General features: G+C 61.6%; 30 protein-coding genes. 11 read left to right on the top strand and 19 right to left on the bottom strand.

The window, feature by feature from the left end; genetic code table 11:
- Nucleotides 1-2 precede the first annotated feature (2 nt).
- The 7 genes from C6558_RS25580 to lgt all read right to left on the bottom strand — a co-directional run bounded on the left by C6558_RS25580 (nucleotide 3) and on the right by lgt (nucleotide 6,969).
- Nucleotides 3-242, bottom strand: coding sequence for a membrane protein (locus C6558_RS25580; protein ID WP_025427926.1), 240 nt, complete (start codon nucleotides 240-242; stop codon nucleotides 3-5).
- Between the two features lie 516 nt (nucleotides 243-758).
- Nucleotides 759-1,691, bottom strand: coding sequence for a ribose-phosphate pyrophosphokinase (locus C6558_RS25575; protein WP_025427925.1), 933 nt, complete (start codon nucleotides 1,689-1,691; stop codon nucleotides 759-761).
- A gap of 208 nt (nucleotides 1,692-1,899) precedes the next feature.
- Entirely contained in the window at nucleotides 1,900-2,715 is an 816-nt protein-coding gene (locus C6558_RS25570) for a hypothetical protein (protein WP_025427924.1), read from the bottom strand.
- 89 nt (nucleotides 2,716-2,804) lie between these two features.
- A complete protein-coding gene (locus tag C6558_RS25565; RefSeq protein WP_025427923.1) occupies nucleotides 2,805-3,956 on the bottom strand; it encodes a Xaa-Pro peptidase family protein in 1,152 nt (383 codons plus the stop codon).
- Between the two features lies 1 nt (nucleotide 3,957).
- Complete coding sequence (gene pgeF / locus C6558_RS25560; RefSeq protein WP_025427922.1) at nucleotides 3,958-4,752, bottom strand: peptidoglycan editing factor PgeF; 795 nt, start codon at nucleotides 4,750-4,752, stop codon at nucleotides 3,958-3,960.
- Between the two features lie 255 nt (nucleotides 4,753-5,007).
- The gene (locus C6558_RS25555) at nucleotides 5,008-6,111 is read right to left on the bottom strand and encodes a class I SAM-dependent methyltransferase (RefSeq protein ID WP_025427921.1); all 1,104 of its coding nucleotides are present in this window, start codon (nucleotides 6,109-6,111) and stop codon (nucleotides 5,008-5,010) included.
- A gap of 12 nt (nucleotides 6,112-6,123) precedes the next feature.
- Nucleotides 6,124-6,969 carry a prolipoprotein diacylglyceryl transferase gene (gene lgt / locus C6558_RS25550; RefSeq protein ID WP_025427920.1) on the bottom strand — a complete coding sequence of 282 codons (846 nt, stop codon included), beginning with the start codon at nucleotides 6,967-6,969 and terminating at the stop codon, nucleotides 6,124-6,126.
- A 191-nt stretch (nucleotides 6,970-7,160) separates the two neighbouring features.
- Between lgt and C6558_RS25545 the strand changes: the two genes are divergently transcribed.
- The 5 genes from C6558_RS25545 to C6558_RS25525 all read left to right on the top strand — a co-directional run bounded on the left by C6558_RS25545 (nucleotide 7,161) and on the right by C6558_RS25525 (nucleotide 10,114).
- Nucleotides 7,161-7,421, top strand: coding sequence for an accessory factor UbiK family protein (locus C6558_RS25545; protein ID WP_025427919.1), 261 nt, complete (start codon nucleotides 7,161-7,163; stop codon nucleotides 7,419-7,421).
- Nucleotides 7,422-7,868: 447 nt separating this feature from the next.
- Entirely contained in the window at nucleotides 7,869-8,369 is a 501-nt protein-coding gene (locus C6558_RS25540; protein WP_025427918.1) for a YbjN domain-containing protein, read from the top strand.
- A gap of 1 nt (nucleotide 8,370) precedes the next feature.
- Nucleotides 8,371-9,189 (top strand): pyrroline-5-carboxylate reductase, encoded by an 819-nt coding sequence (proC, locus tag C6558_RS25535; protein WP_025427917.1) that lies wholly within the window; start codon nucleotides 8,371-8,373, stop codon nucleotides 9,187-9,189.
- Between the two features lie 15 nt (nucleotides 9,190-9,204).
- Nucleotides 9,205-9,546 (top strand): tRNA-binding protein, encoded by a 342-nt coding sequence (locus C6558_RS25530; RefSeq protein ID WP_025427916.1) that lies wholly within the window; start codon nucleotides 9,205-9,207, stop codon nucleotides 9,544-9,546.
- Between the two features lie 4 nt (nucleotides 9,547-9,550).
- Nucleotides 9,551-10,114, top strand: a complete 564-nt coding sequence (locus C6558_RS25525) for a protein-tyrosine phosphatase family protein (protein WP_025427915.1) — start codon at nucleotides 9,551-9,553, stop codon at nucleotides 10,112-10,114.
- 158 nt (nucleotides 10,115-10,272) lie between these two features.
- On the opposite strand, the gene C6558_RS25520 is transcribed toward C6558_RS25525, so the two are convergent.
- From C6558_RS25520 to C6558_RS25505, 4 genes are all read right to left on the bottom strand, one after another.
- Nucleotides 10,273-10,776 (bottom strand): tetratricopeptide repeat protein, encoded by a 504-nt coding sequence (locus tag C6558_RS25520; RefSeq protein ID WP_198956839.1) that lies wholly within the window; start codon nucleotides 10,774-10,776, stop codon nucleotides 10,273-10,275.
- Nucleotides 10,777-10,819: 43 nt separating this feature from the next.
- Nucleotides 10,820-12,202 carry an ATP-binding protein gene (locus C6558_RS25515; protein WP_025427913.1) on the bottom strand — a complete coding sequence of 461 codons (1,383 nt, stop codon included), beginning with the start codon at nucleotides 12,200-12,202 and terminating at the stop codon, nucleotides 10,820-10,822.
- A 132-nt stretch (nucleotides 12,203-12,334) separates the two neighbouring features.
- Complete coding sequence (locus C6558_RS25510; RefSeq protein ID WP_025427912.1) at nucleotides 12,335-13,036, bottom strand: response regulator; 702 nt, start codon at nucleotides 13,034-13,036, stop codon at nucleotides 12,335-12,337.
- Nucleotides 13,037-13,081: 45 nt separating this feature from the next.
- Nucleotides 13,082-13,564, bottom strand: a complete 483-nt coding sequence (locus tag C6558_RS25505; protein WP_025427911.1) for a MarR family winged helix-turn-helix transcriptional regulator — start codon at nucleotides 13,562-13,564, stop codon at nucleotides 13,082-13,084.
- A 271-nt stretch (nucleotides 13,565-13,835) separates the two neighbouring features.
- On the opposite strand from C6558_RS25505, the gene C6558_RS25500 reads away from it, so the two are divergent.
- Nucleotides 13,836-14,726, top strand: coding sequence for a branched-chain amino acid aminotransferase (locus C6558_RS25500; RefSeq protein ID WP_107027891.1), 891 nt, complete (start codon nucleotides 13,836-13,838; stop codon nucleotides 14,724-14,726).
- A 75-nt stretch (nucleotides 14,727-14,801) separates the two neighbouring features.
- Here the strand turns inward: C6558_RS25500 and C6558_RS25495 are convergent, their stop codons facing one another.
- Together C6558_RS25495 and C6558_RS25490 are read right to left on the bottom strand one after the other, a co-directional pair.
- On the bottom strand, nucleotides 14,802-15,068 hold the full coding sequence (locus tag C6558_RS25495; RefSeq protein ID WP_025427909.1) for a hypothetical protein: 267 nt from the start codon (nucleotides 15,066-15,068) through the stop codon (nucleotides 14,802-14,804).
- 338 nt (nucleotides 15,069-15,406) lie between these two features.
- Nucleotides 15,407-16,030 (bottom strand): DUF1236 domain-containing protein, encoded by a 624-nt coding sequence (locus C6558_RS25490; RefSeq protein ID WP_025427908.1) that lies wholly within the window; start codon nucleotides 16,028-16,030, stop codon nucleotides 15,407-15,409.
- A 243-nt stretch (nucleotides 16,031-16,273) separates the two neighbouring features.
- Between C6558_RS25490 and C6558_RS40360 the strand changes: the two genes are divergently transcribed.
- Together C6558_RS40360 and C6558_RS25485 are read left to right on the top strand one after the other, a co-directional pair.
- On the top strand, nucleotides 16,274-16,438 hold the full coding sequence (locus C6558_RS40360; protein ID WP_198956840.1) for a hypothetical protein: 165 nt from the start codon (nucleotides 16,274-16,276) through the stop codon (nucleotides 16,436-16,438).
- A 271-nt stretch (nucleotides 16,439-16,709) separates the two neighbouring features.
- On the top strand, nucleotides 16,710-17,351 hold the full coding sequence (locus C6558_RS25485; protein ID WP_025427907.1) for an MBL fold metallo-hydrolase: 642 nt from the start codon (nucleotides 16,710-16,712) through the stop codon (nucleotides 17,349-17,351).
- 106 nt (nucleotides 17,352-17,457) lie between these two features.
- On the opposite strand, the gene C6558_RS25480 is transcribed toward C6558_RS25485, so the two are convergent.
- On the bottom strand, nucleotides 17,458-17,910 hold the full coding sequence (locus C6558_RS25480; protein ID WP_025427906.1) for a BA14K family protein: 453 nt from the start codon (nucleotides 17,908-17,910) through the stop codon (nucleotides 17,458-17,460).
- A 142-nt stretch (nucleotides 17,911-18,052) separates the two neighbouring features.
- Entirely contained in the window at nucleotides 18,053-18,268 is a 216-nt protein-coding gene (locus C6558_RS25475; protein WP_025427905.1) for a cold-shock protein, read from the bottom strand.
- Nucleotides 18,269-18,487: 219 nt separating this feature from the next.
- On the opposite strand from C6558_RS25475, the gene C6558_RS39725 reads away from it, so the two are divergent.
- Nucleotides 18,488-18,895, top strand: coding sequence for a hypothetical protein (locus C6558_RS39725; RefSeq protein WP_128090426.1), 408 nt, complete (start codon nucleotides 18,488-18,490; stop codon nucleotides 18,893-18,895).
- Nucleotides 18,896-18,972: 77 nt separating this feature from the next.
- Here C6558_RS39725 and C6558_RS25465 read toward each other — a convergent pair whose 3' ends face one another.
- Entirely contained in the window at nucleotides 18,973-19,869 is an 897-nt protein-coding gene (locus C6558_RS25465; RefSeq protein ID WP_025427904.1) for a DMT family transporter, read from the bottom strand.
- Nucleotides 19,870-19,973: 104 nt separating this feature from the next.
- Here C6558_RS25465 and C6558_RS25460 point away from each other — a divergent pair, with 104 nt between their 5' ends.
- Nucleotides 19,974-20,426: a hypothetical protein gene (locus tag C6558_RS25460; protein WP_038576303.1), complete on the top strand. Its 453-nt coding sequence runs from the start codon at nucleotides 19,974-19,976 to the stop codon at nucleotides 20,424-20,426.
- A gap of 35 nt (nucleotides 20,427-20,461) precedes the next feature.
- Here the strand turns inward: C6558_RS25460 and C6558_RS25455 are convergent, their stop codons facing one another.
- From C6558_RS25455 to C6558_RS25445, 3 genes are all read right to left on the bottom strand, one after another.
- Complete coding sequence (locus C6558_RS25455) at nucleotides 20,462-21,610, bottom strand: PQQ-dependent sugar dehydrogenase (protein WP_051509213.1); 1,149 nt, start codon at nucleotides 21,608-21,610, stop codon at nucleotides 20,462-20,464.
- Nucleotides 21,611-21,735: 125 nt separating this feature from the next.
- Nucleotides 21,736-22,404 (bottom strand): class GN sortase, encoded by a 669-nt coding sequence (locus C6558_RS25450; protein ID WP_025427901.1) that lies wholly within the window; start codon nucleotides 22,402-22,404, stop codon nucleotides 21,736-21,738.
- The gene (locus tag C6558_RS25445) at nucleotides 22,394-24,739 is read right to left on the bottom strand and encodes a marine proteobacterial sortase target protein (protein ID WP_057208765.1); all 2,346 of its coding nucleotides are present in this window, start codon (nucleotides 24,737-24,739) and stop codon (nucleotides 22,394-22,396) included. The genes C6558_RS25450 and C6558_RS25445 overlap by 11 nt, the downstream gene beginning before the upstream one ends.
- 458 nt (nucleotides 24,740-25,197) lie before the next feature.
- Here C6558_RS25445 and C6558_RS25440 point away from each other — a divergent pair, with 458 nt between their 5' ends.
- Nucleotides 25,198-26,400 carry a pyridoxal phosphate-dependent aminotransferase gene (locus C6558_RS25440; RefSeq protein WP_084814561.1) on the top strand — a complete coding sequence of 401 codons (1,203 nt, stop codon included), beginning with the start codon at nucleotides 25,198-25,200 and terminating at the stop codon, nucleotides 26,398-26,400.
- The last annotated feature ends 111 nt before the right edge of the window (nucleotides 26,401-26,511 follow it).

Here is a 26,511-nt window from a genome sequence, read left to right as displayed (position 1 = left end):
AATCAGCGGCAAGTCAAGGCATTACCAACCGCACCGCCAAGGGTGGCGCCGCCGCCGACAGCCCAGAGCTGACCGGTGCCTGCGCCGATGGCCGAGCCGGCGAACCCGCCAAGGATTGCGCCGCTGACGGTCCCGGCAAGGCAGCCGAAATCGCCGGTGCTCGTCCGAGAGTACGTAGCAGATTGGCAACCAGACAAGGCGAGGCCGCCTGCAAGAATGAGGGTTAGCGTACAGTTACTCATCTTTTCCTCCAAAATTATCCGGGGTGATCGGGATAGATCGGGGAGCCGCCATTTGCGTGGCGCTGCATGGAAGTAACGTTCCGATTATGTTCTTCTAAGAATCAAAAAGGCTTCTGTTCGATCAGAAGCACGTCATTGATGAACAATGCTGTCTGCAGAGAAAGGTGTCAGCAACAGCGGGCAGATGTTACCCCTTGGGATGGAAGATGACAACTCTCGGGGGCCGTTGCTACAGCGCCGCGCCTCCAACTAGACGCGCAAAGATTGCTGTAGCGCTTTGATTTACTGCATAATTCTTTCGCTAGACCGTTTTCGATTTAACGAAAGAATTATGCGCTAAGGCATGTCGCACAAGAGTGCACAGCCGTCTTGCGACAACGACATGCGTGAAATCGAGCCTTGGAAGCGCGTTGCATAGGGCTGCCTAAACGCAACGCGCTTTTCAGGAACGACAGAAAATGGGCGCCAAATCCCGCTTGACGAAGACGGATGCTTTTGCGGGCGGCCGAGCCTCTCTCAGTCGAAGAGGCTCGAAACCGATTCTTCCTGGCTGGTGCGGTTGATCGCCTCGCCGAGCAGAGTTGCCGTGGTGATGACGCGGATGTTGTGCGCCGACTGAACCGCCGTCGTCGGCTGGATCGAGTCGGTGATGACAAGTTCCTTAAGCATCGACGAGGTGACGCGGGCAACCGCGCCGCCGGAAAGCACGCCGTGGGTGATATAGGCGGTAACGCTCGTTGCGCCGTTCTTCAACAGCGCTTCGGCCGCGTTGCAGAGCGTGCCGCCGGAATCGACGATGTCGTCGATCAGCAGGCAGTCCTTGCCCTTCACGTCACCGATGACGTTCATCACTTCGGATTCACCCGGGCGGTCGCGGCGCTTGTCGACGATGGCAAGCAGACAGTCGAGACGCTTGGCGAGCGCACGGGCGCGTACCACGCCGCCGACGTCGGGCGAAACGACCATGACGTTCTTCAGGTCGTAGTTTTCCTTGACGTCGCGGGCGAGGATCGGGATCGCATAGAGGTTGTCGGTCGGAATGTCGAAGAAGCCCTGGATCTGGCCGGCGTGAAGATCGAGGGTCAGCACGCGATCGGCGCCGGCCTCGGTGATCAGGTTGGAAACCAGCTTGGCCGAGATCGGCGTGCGCGGACCGGGCTTACGGTCCTGGCGGGCGTAGCCGAAATAGGGCAGCACCGCGGTGATGCGGCGGGCCGAGGAGCGGCGCACCGCGTCGATCATGATGAGCAGTTCCATCAGGTGATCGTTGGTGGGGAACGAGGTCGACTGGATGATGAAGACATCCTCGCCGCGCACGTTTTCGCCGATCTCGACGAAAATCTCCTGATCGGCAAACCGCCTTACGGTCGCTTTTCCAAGAGGCAGGTTGAGATAGTTGCAGATCGCTTCGGCCAGCAGCCGGTTCGAATTGCCTGCGAAAACCTTCATTGACGGACCGCCTTGAGCTGGCGCGGCTACCGTCCGGGTTCATTTCCGGGAGCGGCATTTTCCGCGCAGATTCCGAGAGCCATTCCAATCGCGGACATTCATTGCGGATGGCCGCCGTTCAGAGCTGATCGGCCGCTTTTTAGCGACACTGAACTTGAATGCAAGGGGAATGCTGCGCCGCGAAGCGCATTATCCTAAAAACTTTGTATCAACCGGGTCTGGATTGCCGCCATTCGAGGTAGGCGCTGATGGTTTTGGTGGCGATTGCCTGCATGGTTTCGGCCGGAATGCCCTCCCAGAGATCGGCACCGACAGTGGCAACTGAGTCCTGCCCCTGAATGCGGTGCAGCCGATTGCCGCTGCCGTCGAGCACATCCCAGACGTAGACGATCGTGGTCTTGCCATTGTCCTTCAGGGCCGAGAAGTAGCCCTTGAGGATATGTTCGCTGCTGGCATCGGCCGAACCCTTGATCGTCAGGCCATGGCTGCGCGCCTCGGCGCCGAGCTGTTTCGACAGCGGCGTGACGGCGGCGACAGGCGCGCCGATGATCGGCAGGAAGCGGATCGTCCCGCTCGTCGCCGTGCTTGCGGAAGGCACGGAGGCAACGGCCGGCTGCTGCTGCTGAACCTCTTCGGCAACAGGTTCGGATGTTTCCACAGGCGCCGGCTCGGCGAGCATCGTCGTGTTCTGCACCGGTTCCACACCGGAAGCCAGGCGACTTGCCTGCGCCTCAAGCGAGCCGGCGGGATCGGTGTAGGTGCTGTCGCCGGTCGCATATTCCGTCGGCATGCTGGCAGGTGCCGGCTGGGAGGCGAAGGCCCGGGTCCGCTGCACCGGCGAGCTTTGCACCGGAACGACGGCGGTCTGCGTCGACATCGATTCGAGGTCGGACTGCGTCACCGGCGGCGAGCGGAACGTTCCGCCGCCGACATCGACCTGCGGTATCAGCGCGTCCGTGCTGTTACAACTTGCCAGGGCCGCTACAAGGCCAAGGCTTGCGATGGGCGTGATAAGCTTTCGCATCGTTCAAACCGTCCGTCTTTCCTTCGCGGCAGTTCTGTGAAGTCATCTCCTGTTGTCTGCCATTTCAGCGCGAGTGTAGGCGGATTTCCCTAAGCAGAAATGAAGTCCAGCCCATAACGGGAAAGAGCACGCGGCGTATCGGTGGTTGTGATGTAGGTCTGGCCGAGCGTCATGGCCGTGCCGCTGTCGGAATCCATGATGATCATGTGCACGAACAGCGACATGTCAGGCTCGATCTCCTGCGGGTTGCCGACATGGAACATCTGGTGCTCCATCCAGGACGGCGAGAAGCGCGCGCCCAGCGAATAACCGCAGGTGTTCAAGCGGTGCCGGGCCAGGCCGCGCTCGTCCATGATCTTGGCGTGCACGTCGAAGACCGTGCCGAAGGTGTTGCCGGGGCGCAGCACCATCTCGATCGCCTGGATGGTCTCACGGCAGGCGCTGTAAAGCTCGCGGTGGCGGTTGGTCGGTTCGCCGATCACGACGGTGCGCATCATGGCGGCGTGATAATGGGCGCTGACGCCCGCCCATTCCAGCGTCAGCTGATCCTGGCTGTCGAGCAACCGGCGGCCGGCCTTGTAGCGGCAGAGCAGCGCGTCGGCGCCCGACCCGATGATGAACTCGTTGGCGGGGTAGTCGCCGCCGCCGGCAAGGATCGCTCCCTGCATCGCGGCAAGGATGTCAGCTTCGTTGCCGCCGGGGCCGATCAGCGGCAGCGCGGCGTCGAGCGCGTCATCGGCAAGGCTTGCGGCCTTTTCCACATGGGCGATTTCGGCCGGGCTCTTGATCAGGCGCAGCCGGCTGACGAGCAGCGAGGCATCGACGAGCTCGCCGAAGGTCGAAAGCTGGTTGTCGACAAGGCGTGCGGTGCGGCCGGTCATGCCATGGGTGTCGTATTCGACGCCGATGCGGCTGCCGAGCAGGTCCATTTCGCTCAAGAGGTTCTTCAGGTCCATCGTCGGGTCGGCGTTGACACGGTCGACCCAGATCTCGATGCGCTCGATATTGGAGGTGTGACGGGCCTGGCGCAGGTCGGCCGAGCGCGTCAAAAGCACCATTGAACCGTCCTTCTTGACCACCAGCGTCTGGAAGAAGCAGTAGCCGAAGGTGTCGTAGCCGGTCAGCCAGTACATGCTTTCCTGGGCAAAGAGCAGAACCGCGTCGAGCTTGTCTTCGCGCATCTTCGCGGTCAGCCGCTCAAGGCGGGCGGCATATTCCTCCTGGGCAAATTGAAGCGCCATGTCAGGTCTCCCGTATGCAAATTGCGGATATCTGCCGGCCGTAGTCCGGCTCCTGCCGATGCGTGGTGCGGCGGTAGGAGAAGAAGCGATCCTCGTCTGCATAGGTGCAGATGTCGAGGTTTTCGGCGGTAACGCCGGCTGCGGTAAGGCGTGCGATGGTCAGGCCCGGCAGATCGAACATGGCGTGGCCGTCGCGTTCGGATGGGTTGAAGAATTGCGCATAGCTGCCATCGGTCGCCAGGAACCGATCGACGAACTCGGCGCCGACTTCGTAGTTGCGCCGGCTGATCGAAGGTCCGAGACAGGCGACGATGCGTTCGCGGCTGGCGCCGAGCGTCAGCATCGCCTCGATCGTGCTTTCGAGCACGCCGCCGAGCGCGCCCTTCCAACCGGCATGGGTCGCGCCGATAACACCGGCGTCGGCATCGGCAAACAGAATAGGTCCGCAATCGGCCGACAGAACGCCAAGCACGATGCCGGGCGTCGCCGTCACCAGGGCGTCGGCCGTAGGTCGGCTGCCGTCGTAGCTTGCGTCCACGACGATGGCGTCGGGGGAATGGACCTGATGGACGGTGGCAAGCTGTTCCGGAGCGGCGCCGAACCAGCGGCTGACACGAGCGCGGTTCTCACCGACCCGCTCCTTGTCGTCATTCGAGCCGAGACCAACATTCAGTCCGCGATAGATGCCTTCGGAAACGCCGCCTTGGCGGGTGAAATAACCATGTGCGATCGCCGGACCGGCCTTGTCGCTAAAGAGCGAGCTTTGCACGGGGGAAAGCGCGGCATCATGCTGCATCGGTGTTTTCGCCCTTTGCTTTGACGTGAGTTTCAATGGGGTTGGGGGCACGTGTGGCCCGGTGGCTGGCGGCTGATTTGCCAGCGCGATGTTGACCCGCGATGGCGGGGCTGTCAATTGCCGAACGACAGGGGTGCCGTTCGGCGCGGGCTTAGGGCCGATGGCGCAAGGCGCCAATCCCAAGGCTCAAGGGGCGCAGGAACACCCCAGGCCCTCTATATGATTTTCACCCTTGGCCGGCCACGCCCGAAGCAATCATGCCTTGGGTTTGCGAAACGGCGGAAGCGCGATTGGCGGGCTGCTGACGGCGAGCACCTTGAAAAGTTCGCCCATCTTGCCTTCGCCGGATCCGGCAAGCCTTTCGACGTCCTGGCGGATGCCTTCCTGGATCATTGCATCCTTCTCGCGGCCCAGCGCCGCGGCGCGCTCCAGAAGACCAAGGCCGATCAGGAAATCGCCCTGGTGAGCAAGCCCATTGATCTGCACGCCGTCGTTCTGCGCGCGCCGCGCCAGTTGCTCGAAGTCGACATGGCTGGTCAGGTCGGCGCGTCCAGGGTTGGCAAGTGGCGGATCGTACTGATGGTCGAGCAGCGCTTGCAGCGTGTCGCCGTAGTTCGTCGCCAGGTGCCCGTAGTCGATGATGACGGCGGTGCCGCCGCCGATCTTCAGCCGTTCGCAAAGGGCGGCCATGACTGCGTCGCGGGCAGGCGCGATCTCGAAGATCGTGCCTTCGGCAACTGCTTGTGCGGGCGTCGGCAACAGTGTCGGGTCGATGCCGGCAATCCCCGCGGCAAATGTCAGCTCGTCCTCAGCGTCGAGGCCGACCATGCGTTCGCGAAACCCTTGCGGCGTTCGCACGAACTGGCGGATCGGGATGGCATCGAAAAGCTCGTTGGCCGCCAGGAGCACAAAACCCTCCGGCAGCGTTTCGAAACTGGTGTGCCATTCCACCTTCTCGCCATGGGCGGCCAGTGTTTCCGCCTGGATCTTGCGCAGGCGATCACTCGTTTCGACGAGATGGACGCTGGCGGTGGCATAGAGTTCGGGGGACAGGCGCCTGACGACCCGTAGGACGTCGGACATCATCGTGCCGCGGCCGGGGCCGATCTCGACGATCACGGGCTGCTCCGGCGCGCCATGCTGCTGCCAGGCATGAACCAGGAAGATGCCGATCATCTCGCCGAAGAGCTGGCTGATTTCAGGCGCCGTGGTGAAGTCGCCCGCTTTGCCGAAGGGTTCGCGAACGCGATAGTATCCGTGCTCCGGATCCGCGAGGCAGAGCGAGAAATAGTCGGTGACGCTGATCGGTCCGTTGGTCCTGATCAGCGTCTTTATCTTGTCCGCGAGTGGTGTCGTCATGCGCCCGTCCAATTATGCAGCAGCGACGGCGGCCCGGCACGCCCGGGCGATGGCCCAGATGCCGGCAAGCGCCATCGGCAGCGAAAGCAGCATGCCCATGGTCAACCAACCGCCGGCGAGATAGCCGATCTGCGCGTCCGGTTCGCGGAAGAATTCGACGAAAATGCGGCTTGCGGCATAACCGAGCACAAAGATGCCGGTGACAAGACCCGGCGATTTCAGCGCATGGCGGCGATAAATGAACCAGGCGATGACGGTGAGCAGCACGAGACCCTCGAGTGCCGCCTCATAGAGTTGGCTCGGGTGGCGGGCAAAGGGGCCGCCGGTCGGAAACACCATTGCCCAGGGCATGGACGACAGCCGGCCCCAGAGTTCGCCATTGATGAAGTTGGCGATGCGGCCGAAGAACAGGCCGATTGGCACCACGGTCGCGACGATATCGAACATGCTCCAGATGGCGATGCCGTTCCTGCGCGCAAAGACGATCATGGCGATGGTCGTGCCGAGGAAGCCGCCGTGGAACGACATGCCGCCATTCCAGATCTCGAGCGCGCGGATCGGGTTTTCGAGAACGGAGCCCAGATCATAGAAGAGGATGTAGCCGATGCGGCCGCCAAGCACGATGCCGCCGGCGGCCCAGAGCAGGAAGTCGTCGAGCTGCGCCAGGGTTGCCGCGGGTTCGCCATTGCGCCAGAGCGACGTGTTCTGCACGAGGCGGCGCGCGTAGTACCAGCCGATGAGGATACCGGCGACATAGGCCAGTCCGTACCAGTGGACAGCGAGCGGACCGATCTGGAAGATCACGGGATCGATTTGAGGGAAGGGGAGAATGGCGAGGCGGGTCGCGATGGTTTCCAAAATGTCTTCTCGTTCCGGACCGGTTGTTTTGCCGGAACATGGCGATCGAATCCGGCGGGGTCAAGGCCGCTTGCGGCCGACGGCCAGCCACAGTTTGGTGATTTTTCTTGCATCCGTTCGCGCCTGACCCTACCTGAAAACCAGGACCGCATCGCAGTGCGAGGCGGCGGCTGAATATGGAGATCAGAACGATGAGCACAGGCGCCAACCGCATCATGGATGATTTTGCCAAGTTGATGACCGATGCCGCAGGGGCGGCCCAGGGTGTGCGTCGCGAGGTCGAGACCGCGTTTCGCGCCCAGGCCGAGCGCGCGATGAATTCGCTCGATGTCGTCAAGCGCGAGGAGTTCGAAGCCGTGAAGGAAATGGCGATCAAGGCGCGCGACGAAAACGATGCGCTTCTGGCGCGTATCGAGGCTCTGGAAGCGCGTCTCGCCGAAAGTGGCAAGTAACGCGATTCTTGCGAAATAACGGCTTTTCAACGTTTCTACTTCGCCCGCGGATCGATTCTGCGGGCGTTTTGCTGTCGTTATTCCTTGGCGGTGTGAAACGCCGCACAGGGAGGTTAATAAAACCTGAAAAGTTTTCCACCTGTGGACACTGGCAAAAAACCCTTATGCCAGAGTCGCTTAACCACCCGCGCTGAATCGAAATGGCAACACGCAAGTGGTTGTACCCGGCTATTTTTCGGCCGGGGGGCTGGCAGCCTGACTCCGCCATTATACACTGATTTTAAATGATGATTCGAAACGGACCACGCAAGCTCCAGGCAGGGTAAGTCAGCCAGGATGGATGTGAGTTCAGCAATCATAGTGTGTTCTTATTCAGTGCCAGGTTTGCAGAGTTGCGTCTTGTAAACGTGATAACGCGCGCCTGTGTCGCGCCTACTAGGGTGATGCATGAGCCTTTTGGAAATGGAAATCGAGCGTCAGTCCAACCCGGTCGATATGATCGAGTTTGTGGCCGCCACCAATGACTGGTCATTCGAACGGTCGGGCGAGGACGAGATCGCCATGACCGTGGAGGGCAAGTGGGCGGACTACCACGTTTCCTTCTCGTGGATGGAAGAGTTCGAGGCGCTGCATCTTGCCTGTGCCTTCGACATCAAGGTTCCCGACAGCCGCGTCAACGAAGTCATCCGTCTTCTGTCGCACATCAACGGTCAGGTGCTCATGGGGCATTTCGATCTGTGGCGGCAGGAAGAGGTGGTGATCTTCCGGCAGTCGCTGCTGCTCGCCGGCGGCGCCGAGCCCACCAATCAGCAGGTCGAAGTTCTGCTTTCGAGCGCGCTTGATGCCTGCGAGTCCTATTTCCAGGCGTTCCAGTTCGTCGTCTGGTCGGGCATGGATGCGCAGCGCGCCGTTGATGCGGTGCTGTTCGAAACGGTCGGGGAGGCTTGAGATGGCAGCCGTCGCTTCCGGTCCCATCGTTCTCATCGGCGCCGGCAACATGGGCGGCGCCATGCTCAGCGGTTGGCTGAAGAGCGGCGTCAAGGGCGCCGACATTCTCGTCATCGATCCCGGCCCGCCGCCGGCGATGGCAAAGCTGATCGCCGACAATGGCGTCAGTCACGCGACCTCGGCTCCCGCTGGCGTCGAGGCTGCGGTGATTTTCATCGCCGTCAAGCCGCAGGTGATGGAGGCGGTGCTGCCGCCGCTGAAGACACTCGTCGGTGCAAGCACGGTGATAGTTTCAGTCGCTGCCGGCAAGACGCTTGCCTTCATCGAAAGCCATCTGGGTGCTACCGCCACCGTGCGCGCCATGCCCAACACGCCGGCGATGATCGGGCGCGGTGTTACCGGCGCCTTTGCCAATGCCCGCGTCAGCGACGCGCAGCGCGGCCAGGTACATGATCTCCTGAAGGTCAGCGGCCCGGTCGAATGGGTCGAGACTGAAGCCGATATCGATGCCGTCACCGCCGTTTCCGGAAGCGGTCCGGCCTATGTCTTCTACCTCGTCGAGTGCATGGCGGAGGCCGGGCGCAAGGCCGGTCTCAAGGCGGACCTCGCCATGCGGCTCGCGCGGGAAACCGTCGCGGGGGCTGGTGAACTCCTTTATCAGTCCCCCGACGACGCTTCGCGGCTGCGCCAGAACGTAACCTCGCCGGGTGGCACGACCGCCGCAGCACTCGCGGTGCTGATGGCCGATGACGGGATGCAGCCACTTTTCGACAAGGCCATTGCCGCTGCCCGCCAGCGCGCCGAGGAACTGGCCGGTTAATTCAAGAGCATTGTCATGTCGGAAACGATTACTTTCGCAGATTTCGAACGCGTCGATATTCGTGTCGGCACCATCATCGAAGCCGAGGTTTTCCCCGAGGCGCGCAAGCCGGCCTACAAGCTGCAGATCGATTTCGGCCCTGAAATCGGCATAAAAAAGTCATCGGCGCAGATCACGGTGCACTACCAGCCTGAGGATCTCATCGGCCGGCAGATCATGGCAGTGGTCAATTTTCCGCCACGCCAGATCGGTCCTGTCCGTTCCGAGGTTCTTACGCTGGGCTTTGAAGACGAGGCTGGCGCAATCGTGCTGGCCGCCATCGACAAGGCGATTCCCAACGGCCGCAAACTGATGTGATCCGATGACAATCCATGTTGATCTGATACCCGAGCGCGTCAAGGTCTCCTGCCTTTGGCGCGCGGCTGATGCTGCGCGCGACTGGCGCGCCAGCCATGTTCTCTCGCTGCTCGATCCGGAATTGCCCGATACCGACGTGCCTGTTATCGCCGAGGCGAGCCACCGCGTCGTGCGCATGCGCGATCAGGAAAACGCCGGTGCGACGCAGCATTTCCCGGATCTGGTCCTTGAAGTGTTCGAAGCGATGCGGCCGGCTGCCGACGACAGGTCGAGCCGCATTCTGGTGCATTGCCATGCCGGCGTCAGCCGTTCGACCGCTTTTGCCTATGGTTTGATCGCCCACCAGCTCGGCGCCGGCCGCGAGGACGAGGCTTTTCGGGCGCTTTTGATGATCACCAGAAAGCCCTGGCCGAACCGCCGGATCATCGAGATCCTCGATGCGTCGCTTGGTCGTGAGGGCCGGTTGCTTGCACCGCTCGACGCCATGCGCGCGCGCCATCCGCGTCGCATCGATGCCTGGCACCGCTTCAACGAGCGGCGCGGCCTGATTTCCATATATTCGCGCTAGAGCATTCCAGGAAAAGTGCGAAGCGGTTTTCCGTCAAGAAATGCGTAAAAACAAAGAGATAGAGCGTTTGTGCGGTTCCGTCTAAATCGGAAACGCTCAAGAATAAACCGGCCGAAGGTGGGCAGCGCTTTCGGGGAAAACGACTTGCTTGGGGATGCTCACGCGTCCGACAGCAACGCGTCGGCGTAGCGCTTGAGCGAGCGATTGTAGCGGGGCAGATGGCGCGCCAGACGGCCGAGCGCCAGGCCCGCCGCCTCCTGCGCTCGTCCGGCATCGACGAGCGAGAGCGCCAGAAAGCCTAAGACCGCATCGTCGAGTTCGTCGGATGGCATTGTCCGTTCGGCCTCCAGCAAGGCAATGCTCTCTTCGATCTGCCCGAGATTGCGCAGCGTGCTTGCAAGCTGGATGGTGGCGCGGCGGCGGCGAATGCCGGAGAGGCCACCGGCAAGCGCCTGCCGATACAGAGGTGCTGCATTTGCTTCGTTGCCGAGGGAATCCTGGGCTGATGCACGCTCGAAGAGGCCGATCGGATCGCCGTCCGGAAGTTCGGCGGCCAGCACATCGAGCCGTGCGATAAACGCGTCCGCGTCCATATGGCCGAAATCCGCCCAGTGCAGCGCCAGCCGCTGTTCCCAATCGTCCCAGTCTAGCGTGTCGGACAAGTCCGGAGCCTCCATATTTGCAGCGCTGACCAGATCGCCCCGCTCACGCCGGCAAACGCACGGTTGCCCGCAGGCCGCCAAGCGGGCTGTCGCCAAGCGTGACGTTGCCGCCGTGGCTGCGGGCGATGTCGCGGGCGATCGCGAGGCCGAGGCCGGTTCCCGAACTGTCGAGATTGCGCGCCTCGTCGAGGCGGAAGAACGGCTTGAACACGTCCTCGCGCGAGCGCTCGGGAATGCCGGGCCCGTCGTCGTCGACCGTGATCGTCACCCATTTGGCGCTGTGGCGTGCCTCGATATTGACCCGGTTGGCGTAGCGATAGGCGTTGGATGCCAGGTTGGCGATAAGGCGGGTGAAGGCGTTCGGGCGAACACGGACCTGGTCCTCCCCCTCGACGGAGGTCGTCAGCGTCTTGCCGTGCAGTTCTGCTTCGGCGGCAAGACGCGTCATCAGGTCGCTGAGCTTCAATTGCCCGACGTCTTCCTCAGCCTCCCCACGGGCAAAGGCGAGGTAACCTTCGAGCATGTTCTGCATGTCGTCGACATCCTGATTGAGGCTTTCGAGGTCGGGGTTGTTGCCGGCGAGCGCCAGCTGCAGCCGGAAGCGGGTCAGGATGGTTCGAAGGTCATGACTGACGCCGGTGAGCATGGCCGTGCGCTGCTCGATCTGGCGCTCGATGCGCTCGCGCATCTGGATGAAGGCAAGGCCGGCGCGGCGAATTTCATCAGCGCCACGCGGTGCGAAGTCGTCGATCTTCTGGCCCTTGCCGAAACTTTCCGCTGCCTTGGTCAGCGCCAGGATCGGCCGGATCTGCCCGCGCAGGAACAGGATGGCGATCGACAGCAACACCAGCGAGGCGGCAACCATCCAGACGATGAAGATATGGGTGTTGGAGGCGTAGGCCCGGTTGCGGCGGGCATAGACCCGGAGCATGCGGCCGTCGTCGAGCTTGATGCGGATTTCGACAAGGTTGGAATTGCCGACCGTGTCGATCCAGAAGGGGCGGCGGACCTGGTCGGAGATCTCCTCGCTCAAGATTTGATCGAGGATCTCGAAGAAGGGCTTGGGCCGCGGCGGCGGCAGTTCGCCGCCCGGTTCGACGGAAATGCTGAGATTGAGCTGGTCGCGGGCGATGCGGACGATTTCCGAAATGTCGCGATCGGCGGGGAAAGTGGCGATCAGATCGACGATTGCCGCGATATCTCCGGTCACGGCTGCCGAGAGGCGCTGTGTCACCAGTTGCCAGTGCCGCTCCATGAAGATGAAGGCGACCACCGATTGCAGCAGCACCATCGGGATGATGACGATGAGCAGCGAGCGGGCATAGAGGCCCATCGGCAACCGCCGGCGCAGCCAGCGGGTGACGCGCTTCCACGGATTGTCGCTCGGGTTTGCCGCCTCGCGCCGCATACTGTCAAAGCTTGCCATCGGTTTCCGCTGCCCTCATCGGGGTCGCCACTCTAAAGCGCGTCGCGATCTCCGGGATTCGCTTCTTGCGCTTTAATTTCTTGTTTCTGCGCATGTCGCGCAAAACCGCTGCGCACTTTTGCGCGACATGCTTTAGTCCACGCTCAATCTATAGCCGATGCCGCGGACCGTCTGTAGCCAAACGGGATTGGAGGGATCGTCCTCGATCTTGCGCCTCAGGCGATTGATCTGGACATCGATGGTGCGCTCGCCGACCTCGGCATCGTCGCCGATCAGCTCGTGGCGCGGGATCGTCTCGCCGGCGCGTTGGGAGAACAGCGTCATGATTTCCTGCTCGCGGTCGGTAAGGCGGATGTGATCGGCGCCGCGTCGAAGCTCCTTGCGTACCACGGAGAAGGTGTAGGGACCGAAGATCACCTGATCGATCTTGGGCGCCTGGGCCGGCTGGTTGCGCCGCAGGATATTGCTGATGCGCAGCACCAGTTCGCGCGGCTCGAACGGCTTGGAGAGATAATCGTCGGCGCCGGCTTCGAGGCCCTCGATGCGAGAATTCGATTCCGCCAGCGCCGTCAGCATCAGGATCGGCACGGTCTTGATCTGGCGCAGGCTCTGCGTCAGGGAAATGCCGCTTTCGCCGGGCATCATCACGTCGACGATCAACAGGTCGAAATCGAGACCGACCAGCTTGCGTCGCGCTTCATCGGCGTCGGCGGCGGTCGTGACGCGAAAACCCTGTTCGACCAGATAGCGGTTGAGCAGATCGCGGATACGCCTGTCATCGTCGACGATCAGTAGATGGGCTGCATCGTCGGAGACTGTCGCTTTTGTTGTCATGCCTAGCTTTCCCCCGTCGCCCGCCGATAGCGGGCTTTCGACATTTCAGTCCCCGGCGCCGTTCTTCATGCAGGCAAGGAAGCGCTTGACGGTTTCGCGCGCGCCGGGACCCGTCTTTGCCAATGCATCGGCTATGCGGCGGGACTGTGGCTCGGCAAGCGCACGGGCAAGCGCCTGGCCTTCCTCGGTGGTATAGAGCATGCGCTGGCGCCGGTCCTCTGGCCCCGTGACCTGCCGGATATAGCCGGAATCGATCAGCTGCTTGAGCACGCGGGCCAGGCTCTGCTTGGTGATCTTCAGCGTATCGAGCAGGTCTGCCACGGTCATGCCCGGCTCGCGGTCGACAAAGTGCACGACGCGGTGATGGGCGCGGCCGAAGCCGCTCTTTTCCAGGATCGCATCCGGATCGGAGGTGAAGTCGCGATAGGCGAAGAAAAGCAGCTCGATGATTTCGAAGTCGATCGTATCATCGTCGTGCGCGACCGTGTCGCCCACATATCGGGTGTTTTCTTTGGATTGGCCGGCCACGCGGTCATTTCCTTTCAGCCAAGTTGCAACTTACGAAACAATCGGAAAAATATGTCAGCTTTATTGACATATTTTTACCGCGTTGGTAGCGTCCATGCTCGGTAAGCGAGACATTTGGCGGCGGTAATACCTCAGGAGGATATGCCGCGCCGCACTGATCGCAAATCCAAAATCTCGAAATTGAATTTTCCCACAATCAGTTTGCCGATAAACTGAAAGCGGGAAGATAATCAACAGCAAGAATGGCGCACAAGCGCCAGAGGACGACATCATGGCAGCGGTTCCTTTTGATCAGTTGGACGGCGAAATCTGGTTCAACGGCGAGTTCGTCGCGTGGAAGGACGCCAAGATCCACGTGCTGACCCACGGCCTGCACTATGCAAGTGCCGTATTCGAGGGTGAGCGCGCCTATGGCGGCCGCATTTTCAAGCTGACCGAACACAACCAGCGCCTTCACAACTCCGCCGAAATCCTCGGCTTCAAGATTCCCTATTCCGTCGAAGAACTGGACGCGGCGAGCGTCGAACTTCTGAAACGTCAGGGCTTCTCCGAAGCCTATGTCCGGCCGATCGCCTGGCGCGGCAGCGAGATGATGGGCGTTTCGGCCCAGAGCAACCGCCTCAACGTGGCGATCGCCATCTGGCAGTGGGGCAGCTATTTCAACCCGGCCGAAAAGCTGAAGGGCATTCGTCTCGATATCGCCGAATGGCGCCGCCCGGATCCGAAGACGGCGCCGTCGAAATCGAAAGCTGCCGGCCTCTACATGATCTGTACGATCTCCAAGCATGCGGCGGAAGCCAAGGGCTATGCCGACGCGATGATGCTCGACTACCGCGGCCAGGTGGCTGAAGCGACCGGCGCCAACATCTTCTTCGTTAGGGATGGCGTCATCCATACGCCGGTGCCGGATTGCTTCCTCGACGGCATCACCCGCCGCACGGTGATCGAGCTGGCGAAGCGCCGCGGCTACCAAGTGGTCGAACGGGCGATCATGCCGGAAGAACTGTCCGGTTTCAGCGAGTGCTTCCTGACCGGCTCTGCCGCCGAGGTCACGCCTGTTTCCGAGATCGGCCCCCATCGCTTCACGCCGGCAACCATCTGCGAAACGCTGATGAACGACTACATGAAGGAAGTCTATCCGGTTGCAGCGGCAGCCGAGTAACCGGATTATCCCTGAATGCAGAAAAGGCGGCCCAGGGCCGCCTTTTGTCTTGCTACGGATATCGTTCGGAAGGCGTCAGGCTTGTTTTCCGAGGAATTGCCCGACGATGCCGCTCAACACACCGCCGCCGACGAGGCCGCCGAGTGCCTGCATCGCAAGACCAGTTGCGGCCGCTTCGCCACCGAGCATCTGGATCAGGAACCCCCCGCCGAGGCCGCCGATAGCGCCGACGATCGTGCGTGCGACGACACTGAATGCCCCTTGCTTCAACACTGCGCTGGCCGCGTTGCCGCCGGCCGCCCCCGCGATCAATTGGGTAATGATTGGCATTAATGCTTCCATTGATCCCTCCGTATCCAGGCCCGTCGAAGACGAGCCGCCAAATGCCGATGATCCGGCAAGGACAGGTTGAGGCCGAATTTAGACTCTTGTCAATTTGGGGAAGTCACGGCTGCCTTCTGTGAAGGCGTTACTCGCTAAAATGTTGCTGTTTCATGCCGGAAACCGCGCTTTTCGAGCTTCGAAAGCCGAAAAATGACAGAATTACTGCAGTGTTCGAGGATCGTTTCAGCCGCCCGTGGCTAAAAAAGACTGGTGATTCGCTGCAGTGCAAACGAAAACTCCAGCGGCCAAGCCGCTGGAGTTGGTTGTGTATTCGCCCACGTGGAGGCGTGTTTCGTTTAGCGATAGACGTAGACGATGCGGCGTGTTGTCGGCTCGACCAGAACCGGCTGGCCGTTGATGCTGACATAGTCGTAGCTATAGTCCGGCACGCGGCGCACTTCGACTGTCTGCGGCAGCTCGGCGCCGACCACGACTTCGCCGTCGAGATAGACGGTTTCGCCCGGGTTGGTGGTGATATAGGTGCGCACCGTATCCGGCGGCGCGATCGGATCGACCTCTTCGACAGGGCCGAGCAACTCGTCACCGGGTGCAGGCATTGGCGGATCGCCGGCCTGCGCCTCATAGGTCACGACGGGAACCGCCAGGTCGGCGCGTCGATCCTGAACGACGACAGCAGCGCCGCCGAGATCGGTGGTCAGATATTGGGCATAGACCCAGCCACGAAGGCCGTTGACGTCGACACGGCACCACTTGCTGCCTTCGATGCAGCCATCAAGGACTGCGGTGCTGCCGCGTGTTGCCAGGCCAACGGTGGGATATTGCGGGCCCGGGCCAGCGCGGACATTGAGGTCAGTGACGGTTGTGGCGGTCATGGCTGCGAAGGCTGCCGAGGTGCCAGCTACGAGTACGAAACCCGCAGCCGCGGCAGTTCGCAACAGGGTGCTGGTAAGGTTCTTCATCATCATGCTCCTTCGTTATCCCTGATGAGCAAACGCAGCGATGGTGGGGATGTTCCCGCGGTAACGTCACGAAATGTGAAGATGCGACATACTAACCCTGTCGCAGTTCAACCCGGCGTTACGCCGAGGGAACTGTTTCGCGATCAAAGTATTTTTCCTGTCGATGTCGGGCAGGCGCCCGAGGGAACGATCAGCGATATGCCCGCGCAAAGAAGGTGAGCACGGGCAGGAGAGGGAGGTTCAATGTCGAATTCAGCTGTTAATCCGGTAAATCCTGCCATCAACGGCTTGCGCCCGGTGGTGGCAATCGTCGTTGCGGCCGAACTGCTTGTCTCGGCCTTGCTGCTTACCACCGTGCAGCTCCCCGCACCTCAGTCTCCATCAGCGGAAATTGCCAGCATGCGTTAAAGCGCGTCGCGATCTCCACTGCATGTTTCCTTAGATCGTATTCGATTTAAGGCAGCATGCAGTCATTTAAGTGCTACCGCGACCTTTGCGCATCTAATATGACGCGCGGCGCTCAAGGATTCGCTTGCTGCGCTTTAAGCTCTTGTTTTTGCGCATGTCGTCATCGCAAAACTGCTGAACACTTTTGTGCGACATGCTTTAATTCGCGCTGTGTCTGATGCCGTTTGGCGCTATAGGTGTGCCAACGACATCTAAGTGAGGCGCAGACGGCATGCTACAGGCGGGCATCATCCCGGTTACTCATTTCCAGCAGAACTGCACGGTTCTCTTCGATGCTGAAACCAAGGAAGGCGTGATCGTCGATCCCGGCGGCGACGTCGATGTGATCCTCCAGACGATCCAGGAGAACGGCATCACGCTGAAGGCGATCTGGCTGACGCACGGCCACATCGACCATGCCGGCGGTGCCAAGGAACTGAAGGAAGCGCTCGGGCTTTCGATCATCGGCCCGCACAAGGACGATCTGCCGCTGTTGTCGCGGCTGGAAGAGCAGGCCGAGAAATTCGGCCTGGCGATGAAGGTCGAGAACGTCGTACCCGACCAATGGCTGGAGGACGGCGATACCGTCTCCTTCGGCAATCATGTGTTTGAAGTGCTGCATTGCCCCGGCCATGCGCCTGGCCACGTGGTCTATTTCAACCGGGTGCAGAATTTTGCCCATGTCGGCGACGTGCTGTTCCACGGCTCGATCGGTCGCACCGATCTTCCCGGCGGCAATCATCAGCAATTGCTCGATTCCATCCGCGACAAGATCCTGCCGCTCGGCGATCAGGTCGGCTTCATTTGCGGCCATGGCCCCGGTGGACAGATTGGTGAAGAGCGGCGCACCAACCCCTATCTGCGTGGTCTCTGACCCCGAAAAGACGCGGGCCCCGGTTCGGGAATATAGGCCGTAATGAAAAAGCGCATGCCCCGGGAAAAGGCATGCGCTTTTTGTTTATCGCATCGCGGCTTTTCAATCAGCCTGCGTCGCAGAAGTAGCTGCGGCCGTCGTAGCCGCGGAACGTACCGTTGTCCGGGTTGAACGAGCGGTAGCGCTGCGAGCAATAACGATACCAGGACGGGGTCCAGGGCTCGAGCGAACCGTAGCCGCCGCCGCCGTAGCCGCCGCCATAGTTGTCGACGACAACCGGACGCGCGCGATAGACAGGGCGCGGACGATAGACCGGGCGCGGCTCGTAATAATCGGGCTCCGGGTCGACATAGACGCGCTCGCTGTAACGCGGCTGCGAAGCAATCGCGCCGCCGATGATCACGCCGGTCGCCAGGCCAAGAGCGCCGAGTGCAACGGCGTCACCGTTGTCATAGTGCCTGCGGCGGTTCCAATCACCAGCCTCAGCCGTGCTGAGGGTCGGGAGAACCGAGGCGGCGGCGATGACCGAGAGAACCGTCGCTTTGATGAACTTGTTCATGGCTTCAATCCTGTGCATGGTCCGGAGCGTTTCCGGCCTTCATGATGAAAGAGTGTTAACCACGCCAAACTGAACGGGGCCTGAACAAAAAAACCCGGCATCGCTGCCGGGCTTCAACTTGAATCTTTCAGCAGAACCGGTGTTAGCCGGAGATCTGCAGGTTGACCGCCTTCGGGCCTTTGCCGCGGCGATCCGGTTCGGTGTCGAAGCTTACCTTCTGATTTTCCGACAGGCCGTTCAGGCCGGAAGCCTGGACAGCGGAGATGTGTACGAAGATATCTGCACCACCGTTGTCAGGCTTGATGAAACCAAAGCCCTTGTCGGTGTTGAAGAATTTAACAGTGCCAGTTTCGGCCATGCGTCAGGTCCTTTTCTCTCCACCCGTTTGACGGACGGGTAGCATTGCAGTTTGCCCGATTGGGCGTTGGGCAGGCAGTTCTCGATATTTGAGGAAAGGTTCCTGTTACCGCAGCCAGCCATCGGAAAGGTTGCAAACTCGCGTCCCCCCCAGTCTGGCCACCCGGAGTTTTTGCGTCTCCGGCCCGCTTTTATTTCAAGATCTTCCCATGCTCGTAGATTGCCCGAACAGAGTAAGATTGATGGGTTTATTTTGAATTGGCAAGCAAAACTTTTTAGAAGTGGTATTGCGTCTTGCCATTGCTCAAAATTCGGTCAGTCGCCGATTTTTCAGGTGATATTGAAGGTGCATCGCAAGCTGTTGAAATCACAGCTTTTTGAACGAATGTGCCGAGAAGTTGAGTGCTTTGCGCCGTTTTTCGCCGCAATCGGCGACGCCGCGATGGCTGCCAAACAGGTCCATTCATTTGTCAAGCGACTGATATGGTTGAAGCTTCTTGCCAAAGTGATGCTGTCGGGCACCGTGGCGGTTCGCTTTGCAGAAATCCTGCAAGTAATAACCGGGAATCGGCAGGTTGCATCGCGGCGCTTTAAAGTGAAGCAACAGCTTTGCGGGGCGGGGCAATAACAAGTAACGCAGCAGTTCAGTACCCGCCAAAATCAAGGGTTATAGTTCTGCAGGTCCCCGCGCATGCCTATCTCGTCTCAGGCTGCGGCTTCCTTCCGGCCACCTTTCGTGATCTCGGGCACGATCTCGACGACCAGCATGGCGGCAAAGATGATGGCGCAACCGACATAGCCGATGGGCGTGATGATCTCCCCGAGCAGCAGCACCCCGAAGAGGGCTGCAAACAGCGCCTCGCTCGACAGGAAGATCGCTGCCTGCGGTGCCGTGGTGTAGCGCTGGCCGACGACCTGGCAGATGAAGGCGACACCACTGGAGAAGATGCCCGCATAGAGGATTTCCGGCAGCGCGCCCTTAACCGCCTCCATGCTCAGGGGCTCGATCGCCAAAGCGACGACGCAGCCGAGTACGGCGCAAACGGCAAACTGCGTCATCGACAGCAGCATCGGCCGGCCGCTGCTCGGTGCGAAGATGCCGACAAGCATCAGCTGCAGTGCCCAGAACAGGGCGCAGACAACAGTCAGATAATCACCACCGGTCAGGCTCGACAGAGCGCCACCACTCAAAAGGAAGATACCGAGCAGGGCCATCAGCGCGCCGGGCCAGATGATCCAGTGCGGCCTGCGGCGGAGGAAGATGATGGTCAGCACCGGGACGAAGACGACGTAAAGCCCGGTTAGAAAGCCGGAGTTGGTGACGCTGGTGGTGAGCAACCCGTATTGCTGCGTAACGGCGCCTGCAAAAAGCGCGAGCCCGACAAACACGAAGTTGCGAAGGGTCCTGCCGGTCAACGGCTGCGGCGCCCGCCTGGTTTCAACGACGGCGAGCGGCAGCGCGACCAGGGTTGCGATGGCAAAACGAAGCGTGATGAACCAGAGCGGTCCGATCGCCTGCATCGCCGTCGACTGGGCGACGAAGCCGGCACCCCAGATGGCGCCGGAAAACAGCAGGAATAGATTGGCCTGGACGCGGGTCATCATTGCTCTCCTCAGATGCTTCGCCGTCTATCAGTTGCGATTTTTCCGGGCAAGGCTCATCGTCGGCGGCCGGCTGATCTGCGCGGCGTGCCGGCGACGGTTGCATGGTGGAGATGGGGACGGTGGAGATGGGCGAGAGCGGTTATTCGGGAACGCCGCTTGTCCGCAAGCTGGGCATGAGGGGCGGGCAGTCAGCGCTGTTGCTTGGCGTCCCTGACGATCTGACCGATATTGCCGGCTTTCCAGGGTTCTCCAGGTGCGAAACCGCCGTCGACGGCCCGGCGTCACGTCGGCACGACTACATCCACGTCTTCGCCGTGGAGAGGGCAAAGCTTGAAGCGCTGGCACTACCGCTTGCGGCGAGCCTCAAGGCCGACGGCATGATGTGGATCTCGTGGCCGAAGCGCGCATCGAAGGTTCCGACGACGCTGACGGAGGACGTCTTGCGCGAGATCTTTCTGCCGCTCGGGCTCGTCGACACCAAGGTCTGCGCCGTCGATGCGGTCTGGTCCGGATTGAAGTTTATGTTCCGCAAGGACGTTCGCGCCGATCTCTGATCCCGAATTTGGATTTATACGAGCGCCGGTTGGTATTACTGCGTCGGTGCCTTGGAGACCCTGAGCAAGGCGCCATCCTCTTCGTCCGTCACCATCAGCAGTGCGCCGTCCGGCGCCACCACGATGTCGCGGATACGGCCGAACTCGCCGTCGAACAGCCGTTCCTCGGAGGTCACAGCGCCGGTGTCGTCCCGCTCCAGCCGGGCGAGGAGCTGATACTTCAGCGCCGCCACCAGCAGGTTGCCATCCCACTCCGGAAACATCTTGCCGCGATAGACCGCGAGCGCGCCTGGCGCAATCGAGGGATCCCAGTAGTAGATCGGCTGGTCGAAGCCGTCCTTGGCCGTGCCTTCGCCAATCTCGGCGCCGGAATAGTCCTTGCCGTAGGTGATCACCGGCCAGCCGTAGTTATGGCCGGATTGCGGGTTGTTGACCTCGTCGCCGCCGCGCGCGCCGTGCTCTGCCGTCAGAAGCGTGCCGTCCTTCGGATCAATGGCGATGCCCTGCGGATTGCGATGCCCCTTGGACCAGATTTCCGGCAGGCCCTCGGTGCCCCCGCGATAGGGGTTGTCGGCGGGAATGCTGCCGTCGGCGTTGATGTGCAGGATGGCGCCGGCATGATCGTGCAGATCCTGGGCGCGCTCGCGCTCGCCGCGGTCGCCGATGCCGAAGAACAGGCTGCCATCAGGCGCGAATGCGATGCGCGAGCCGAAATGCTGGCCGTTGCGGGTCAGCTTGTTCATCCGGAACAGTTCCTTGACGTCGGTCAGGTCCGAATTATCCGCCGACAATGCCGCCCGCACCAGGACCGTTCCGAAACCGCCGTCTCCACTGGCCGCGAGCGTCAGGTAGAGCGTGCGGCTGGTGGCAAAATCGGGGGCAAGGGCGATGTCGAGCAGGCCACCCTGGCCCTGCTCGGCCACCTCAGGCACGCCGGAAAGCGGCGCCGAGGCCTTGCCGTCGCGGATGATGCGCAGCCGACCGGCGCGCTCGCTGACGATGTAACTGCCGTCCGGCAGCACCTCGACGGACCAGGGATGTTCGAGCCCGCTCGCCAGCGTTTCGACGAGAACGTCGCCATGCTGGGAGGGAAACTCACGCGTTTCCTGTGCTGCGGCAGCAAACGGGGCGGCAAACGAAACAAGGCCGGCGAGGAGCGGCAGCGCGCGAATTGTTCCCGCCATCCGGGTCGTTTCCAGCCTTGATGCCTGCGCCTGCCACATTCGATATCTCCGATCAGTTCATGCCGCCACACGCCAAGCTGGAGTGGTCACCCGGTTCGTTCAAGTCAAATCGGATCAAAATGGCTTTATTTCGAAACCGAGCCTGTCGTCAGCGGCACCGGATGCTGCTCGCCGACCAGTTCGGCGGTCACGATGTAGCGCATCGGTCCCGGCTCGATCGCATCGAAAGGGAAGCAGGTGGCAAGCGCCAGCTTGTGGCCACTGGCCGAGGCGTTGATGCCGCTCTCGTCCCAGCGCGCGACCCGGCCTTCGCCGGCGCGGAAGAGAAAGCGCCGCCCGTCCTTGCGGGTCAGCACCAGCAGGTCGCCCGCGGACACATCCTTCAGCCAGCGGAAATGCGTGTCGCGGTGGGCGGCGATGACCGAGGTGCCTTCGTCGCCGGGAAGGGGGGTGTTTGTGAGCCAGGCAGGTCCGAAGGCAAGCGCCTGGCCGCTTGCGCCCTTGAGCACGATCGCCGAGCGGTTGATGCGCGGCGCCATGATTTCCGCTGTCGTTTCGAAGTCGGCCCAGGGCCAGGGCCTGCCATTGGCCTCGCCGTGCAATTGCGCCTCGAAGCTCTTTTTCAAGAGGACTTGAGAGACCTCGGCCTTGGCCTTCATGTAAAATCCCTTGCCGACCAGCATCAGGCCGGCAAGGGCGAACAGGGCAATGAGCGCGACCACGATCGTCTCGATCGCCGAAAGACGGGCGAGGAAGCCCGGGCGTGGCCCGGGCAGGTCGTCGTCAGCGGCCATGGCGTCGAACCCCTGATGTGACGAGGGCGGCGATCTGCCCACGCCAGAAGACGAAGGTGCTGCCGGCAGCAAGGGCAAAGGCGAGCAGCATCAGCCCGATGAGGATCTGCTTGTCTGCTTCGGTTGCCGTCTGCGGCAGGTTCACCTGTTTGTTGGCTTCGGCAATCAGGCCGGCGGCGCGCGCCGTCGGTGCCGCCAGCATGCGGTCGGCGGTCAGCATTGCGAGCTTCGTCTGGCTTTCGGCCGAAGCCTCGCGCTCGTCGACCTTTTCTGTCGCATCGGACTTCTCGCCGAAAACCTTGCCGAAGTCCCAGCCGGCCGGCAGGTTGAGCGGCACAGCGGTTTCCGTCAGGTTTTCGCCGGCGGGCCGCGACGGTGTCGCATCGACGGCGACAAGGCTGGTGACGCGCGAGACCAGGTGATGGGCGAGCGCGACGGTTTCGATCTGCCTGTCGAGCGTTGCCGGGTCGGCGATCGTCGCCGCGCTTGCCTCGAGATCGTCGATCTTACGGCGGGCCCAGAGCTTGGCGACGCCTTCGCCGGTTGCCGCCTTGGCGATGTCCATCTCGACGCGCCAGGGCTGGTCGCCGGCCTTGCCGACGATGCGAAGCTTGCCTTCCGGCGCGGCGCCGTCGAGTTCGGCCGTCAGCACGACCGGCTCGCCGCGATAGAGATCGGGCATCGGGTTCGGGGTGATGTCGCCCGTGGCCGCACCCTCGAAAGTGGCGGAGATGTCGGTCATAACAGGGCTCTCGAGCTTGGTGAAAAGCTCGCCCATACGGGCGGCCACCTGGCTCTCGGAACCGATCAGCGTGAAGGTGCCGCGGCCGTACTCAGCCGCCTTGGTCATGAAATGGCTGTTGGGCGCGGACCCGATGCCGACGGTGAAGACGCGCGCGTCGCCGCGGTTGTTCTGGATTTCCTGGAAAAGCTGGCCTTCATTGCCGATGGCGCCATCGGTGAGGAAGACCACCTGGCGAAGGGCGCCAGCGGCAACCGGTCCCTGCGTGCGCAGGGCCGCTTCCAGCGCCGGCAGCATTTCGGTGCCGCCGTCGGCGGTCAGGCCGCGCACGAAGGAGATCGCGTCCTCGCGCTTGTCAGGTGTCGCCTCGACGAGCCCAGGGAAATGCACAGTCATCGTGTCGTCGAAGCGGATGACGTTGAACCGGTCTTCCGGCTTCAGCCGCGAGATCGCCAGCGCCAGGCTTTCCTTTGCCTGCTCCATCGACGGGCCGGCCATCGAGCCGGAATTGTCGATGACGAAGACCACCTCGCGCCGGAGTGGTTTGTCAGTCGCGGTCGCAGTGACCGGCGGGGTGACGAAAGACAGGAGATAGGTCTTGCCGTCGACGGTCTCGCGGAAGAGGCCAGCATAGGGGCTCTTGCCTGCGACAGCCTTCCAGCTGAGTTCGAAATCCCTGTCGGCCGGAACGCTTCCTGCTTTCAACGTGATCTTGCGAGTAAGCTGGTCGAGGGTGGTCGTTTCGATCTCGTGAAAGGCCGATGTCACTTCGCCGATCGGGAAGCCCGCCTTCAGGTTGATCGTCAACGTCACCGGGTTGATCCTGGCGTTCTCGCGCGGATCAAGCACCGGCGGCTCGATCTTTTGGCGATCGGGGACCGGATCGCTGACGGCATAACCGGAGCGGCTGTCGAGATCGACGGTCTGGACGACCGGCTGCGGATTGTAGCGAGGGGCGACCACCATCGGGAAGCGGAAGGTGAAGGCGTCGTTCGACTGGCGCACACCGCTTTGATATTCGATCTGCACCACCACCGTTTCGCCAGGGCCGATATTGGCGACCTGATTGGTGAAGAGGTTGGGGCGTTGCTGCTCGAGCAGCGCCGCCTTCTTGCCCTCGGCCTTTGCCTGCTCGTAGATCTCCTTGGCCGCCTGGCGCGGCTTGATCTGACCCTCGATGAAGCGGTCGCCGATCTGCATCTTCAGCGTGTCGACGGCGGAATCATCGGGAAGCGGGAAGACATAGGTGCCTTCGACCCATCCCTTGCTCGGGTTCTGGAACCGTTGCGTCACCCGGGTGCGCATGATCGGGCCGTTGACGTCGATCTGAACGTCGGTCGCCAGTCGCGGCGCCTCGACGAAATAGCCGGGCTCCTTGGAGGGGAAGAGCAGGGCGCCGGTGCCCATGTCGTTGGGCCTGACATAGCCGGCCATCTGCTCGGGCCTGGCGTTTGCTGTCTGGGCCGAGGCCTGGGTCATCAGGCCGAGGATCATCACGATGCAGGCGGCGAGCGCTGCGAGCGCCAGATACATGCCCCAGCGCGCTTCGTTTTGCCGTGTCCGTGATTCAGCGATTTCGTCGTCGAGAAACATTGCATACCCCCGTCATGCCATGCGTTCGGATCATGGAAGGAAAGGTCCGGAAATCGGCTGTTGCGGGACGGAATTGCGGCGTTCCGCGACAGTTGTTGTGGCCAAAATATGGCTTTTCGAAAAAAGTCGAAATCCGCTGTTTTTTCTGAATAAATCGGGACCGTGGCACGTGTCTGACTGACCGCGCCTTCATCGGATGGAAGCCCCGGTTTCTTGTCGGTATGCGGACCGTTCTGGCCGGGGCTGCCATCACCTCAGGCGGAGCGCGTCGATCGTGATTGCTGATCACACTCATGAAACTTTGTCATGGTGACGCATTTTGCCCGCATTCCGGCGGTTTTTCAGGCTCTGGCGCTTGCAAGACCGGGCGTCTTTCGACATAGACCTAACCGCTATGGAGCCTGACTTTTTCGTTCCGTAGCGCTCACCGCGTCTCGAAACGATCAGGACCTTTCATCATGGCCTTCCTTGCCGATGCCCTTTCCCGTGTAAAGCCTTCCGCCACCATCGCCGTTTCGCAGAAAGCCCGCGAGCTGAAAGCGAAGGGACGCGACGTGATCGGCCTTGGTGCAGGGGAGCCGGATTTCGACACGCCTGATAATATCAAGAAGGCTGCGATCGACGCGATCAACCGCGGCGAGACGAAGTACACGCCGGTATCCGGCATTCCGGAACTGCGCGAAGCGATCGCCAAGAAGTTCAAGCGCGAGAACAACCTCGACTACACCGCCGCCCAGACGATCGTCGGCACCGGTGGAAAGCAGATTCTTTTCAACGCCTTCATGGCGACCCTGAACGCGGGCGATGAAGTCGTCATCCCGGCGCCCTACTGGGTTTCCTACCCGGAGATGGTGGCGCTGTGCGGCGGCACGCCGGTGACTGTTTCGGCGACGCAGGAAAACAACTTCAAGCTCCAGCCTGCCGACTTGGACAAGGCGATCACGCCGAAGACCAAGTGGTTCATCTTCAACTCGCCGTCCAACCCGTCGGGCGCTGCCTACAGCCACGCAGAACTCAAGGCGCTGACCGACGTCCTGATGAAGCACCCGCATGTCTGGGTGCTGACCGACGACATGTACGAGCACCTGACCTATGGCGACTTCAAGTTCGCGACCCCTGTCGAAGTCGAGCCCGGCCTCTACGACCGCACGCTGACCATGAACGGCGTCTCCAAGGCCTATGCCATGACCGGCTGGCGCATCGGCTACGCCGCCGGCCCGCTGCAGCTGATCAGGGCCATGGACATGATCCAGGGCCAGCAGACCTCGGGCGCAACCTCGATCGCGCAGTGGGCTGCCGTCGAGGCGCTCAACGGCACACAGGACTTCATCCCCGAGAACAAGAAGATCTTCGAAGGTCGCCGTGATCTCGTGGTGTCGATGCTGAATCAGGCCAAGGGCATTGCGTGCCCGACGCCGGAAGGCGCCTTCTACGTCTACCCGTCCTGCGCCGGCCTGATCGGCAAGACCGCACCGTCGGGCAAGGTCATCGAGACTGATGAAGACTTCGTCTCCGAGCTGCTCGAAGCCGAAGGCGTTGCCGTCGTGCATGGCTCGGCCTTTGGCCTCGGCCCGAACTTCCGCATCTCCTACGCGACGTCGGAAGCGCAGCTGGAAGAAGCATGCCGCCGCATCCAGCGCTTTTGCGGCGCCTGCAAGTAAGCTCAGGCATTCCATCTCATGAAAAGCCCGCCGGCAACGGCGGGCTTTTTTGTTCGTAAACGGATTCAACGGGCGGTCAATTTGATTCAAGCGCGGCGGCTAAGGCGTTGA

The sequence above is a fragment of the Ensifer sp. NM-2 genome, from assembly GCF_003024455.1.
In the GTDB taxonomy this organism is placed as follows: Bacteria; Pseudomonadota; Alphaproteobacteria; order Rhizobiales; family Rhizobiaceae; genus Ensifer; species Ensifer canadensis.
Note: the sequence above shows the minus strand (reverse complement) of the source record. Positions and strands in the feature narration are given on the sequence as shown.